At 71.6% G+C, this 1,647-nt stretch carries 3 protein-coding genes; all 3 read right to left on the bottom strand.

Annotated elements, in window-relative coordinates; all coding sequences use genetic code 11:
- Positions 1 to 318: phytanoyl-CoA dioxygenase family protein (locus AB0E19_RS16095; RefSeq protein ID WP_362179430.1), on the bottom strand; the 318-nt coding region annotated here is incomplete at its 3' end.
- Between the two features lie 47 nt (positions 319 to 365).
- The gene (locus AB0E19_RS16090; protein ID WP_360599060.1) at positions 366 to 770 is read right to left on the bottom strand and encodes an ectoine synthase; all 405 of its coding nucleotides are present in this window, start codon (positions 768 to 770) and stop codon (positions 366 to 368) included.
- An 82-nt stretch (positions 771 to 852) separates the two neighbouring features.
- On the bottom strand, positions 853 to 1,647 hold a 795-nt coding region (locus tag AB0E19_RS16085), incomplete at its 5' end, for an aminotransferase class III-fold pyridoxal phosphate-dependent enzyme (protein ID WP_362179425.1).

The raw sequence follows: 1,647 nt of genomic DNA, 5'->3' as shown, positions 1-1,647 counted from the left end.
CTCGCTGATCCGGTGCACTTCGAAGACCGAGCGGATCTCCTGGGAGCGTGGTTCGACGATCGCCCGCTCGTCGTCGCGGATCCGGGGATCGGTGACCAACCGGTCGAGTTCCGCGCGGAGTTCGGTTACCTCGTCCGGGGTGACGAGGGCGTCGACGGCGGAGAAGCCGTTGCGCTCGTACTCCTCCAGCTCGCGCGGCCAGAACGGGCCGGGCGTGCCCTCCTCGGACCAGACGACGGGTTCCTTGCGGTAGACGAGGGCCTCCTCGGTGCCGCGCGTGGGGTACGGGTCGACGGGGCGGGCGGGGGCGGTGGTCATCGCGGTGCGGGCCTTTCTCGTACGTACGGGGAGAGCGGGTGTGGGGGTCAGGCGTCGTCCGGCTCGGTCAGCAGCGGGTAGACGCCGTTCTCGTCGTGGTCCTCGCGGCCGGTCACCGGCGGGTTGAAGACGCACAGGCAGCGGAAGTCCTCCTTGACCCGGAGGGTGTGGCGCTCGTGGCCGTCGAGGAGGTACATCGTGCCGGGGGTGATCGTGTACGTCGTCCCGGTCTCGTGGTCGGTCAGTTCGGCCTCGCCGGCGGTGCAGACGACCGCCTCGACGTGGTTCGCGTACCACATGGCGGTCTCGGTCCCGGCGTACAGGACGGTCTCGTGGAGGGAGAAGCCGACGCGCTCGCGGGCGAGGACGATGCGCTTGCTCTCCCAGGTGCCGGAGGCGGACCTCACGTGCCGCTCGGTGTTCTCCAGCTCGGCGAAGGTGCGGACGATCATGACGGTGGGCCTTTCCTCGCGGGTCTCGTGGGTCTCGCGGGTCTCGGGCGGTCTCAGCTGGTCTCGGGCGGTCTCGGGCGTCTCAGGCGGTGTGGCGGACGGCGCGGGCGAGGACGCCGAGGCCCTCGTCGAGTTCGTCGTCGGTGACGGTCAGCGGCGGCAGCAGCTTGACGACCTCGTCGCGCGGCCCCGACGTCTCGACGAGCAGGCCCAGTTCGAAGGCGCGCCGGCACACCGCGCGGGCCCGCTCCCCGTCCTCGAACTCCAGGCCCCACACGAGCCCCCGGCCGCGCGCTACGGCGCCCGGTCCGAGCTCGCCGAGCGCCGCCTCGACGGTGGCGGCCCGCCGCAGGGTGCGGTCGCGGAGCGTGCCGTCCCGCCAGTACGTGTCGAGGGCGGCGGTGGCGGTGACGAAGGCGGGGTTGTTGCCGCGGAAGGTGCCGTTGTGCTCGCCGGGCTGCCACACGTCGAGTTCGTCGCGGAACAGGCAGAGGGACATGGGCAGTCCGTAACCGCTGATGGACTTGGACAGGGTGACGATGTCCGGGGTGATGCCGGCCTCCTCGAAGGAGAAGAAGTCGCCGGTGCGGCCGCAGCCCATCTGGATGTCGTCGACGATCAGGAGCATGTCCCGGCGGCGGCACAGGTCCGCGAGGCCGCGCAGCCACTCGGCGCGGGCGACGTTGACCCCGCCCTCGCCCTGCACGGTCTCGACGATCACGGCGGCCGGATGGTCGAGGCCGGACCCGGAGTCCTCCAGGAGCCGCTCGAACCAGAGGAAGTCCGGGGTCCTGCCGCCGAGATAGTGGTCGAAGGGCATCTGGGTGGTGTGGGTCAGCGGCACGCCCGCGCCGGCGCGTTTCCCGGCGTTGTCCGT

The organism is Streptomyces sp. NPDC047974 (genome assembly GCF_040653375.1).
Taxonomy (GTDB): domain Bacteria; phylum Actinomycetota; class Actinomycetes; order Streptomycetales; family Streptomycetaceae; genus Streptomyces.
The sequence above is the reverse complement of the archived record's forward strand: the minus strand, read 5'-3'. Positions and strand labels throughout refer to the sequence as shown.

What these genes read in the sequence shown, in the direction of transcription:
- AB0E19_RS16090 (WP_360599060.1), bottom strand. Translation starts at nt 770, where the DNA reads ATGATCGTCCGCACCTTCGCCGAGCTGGAGAACACCGAGCGGCACGTG.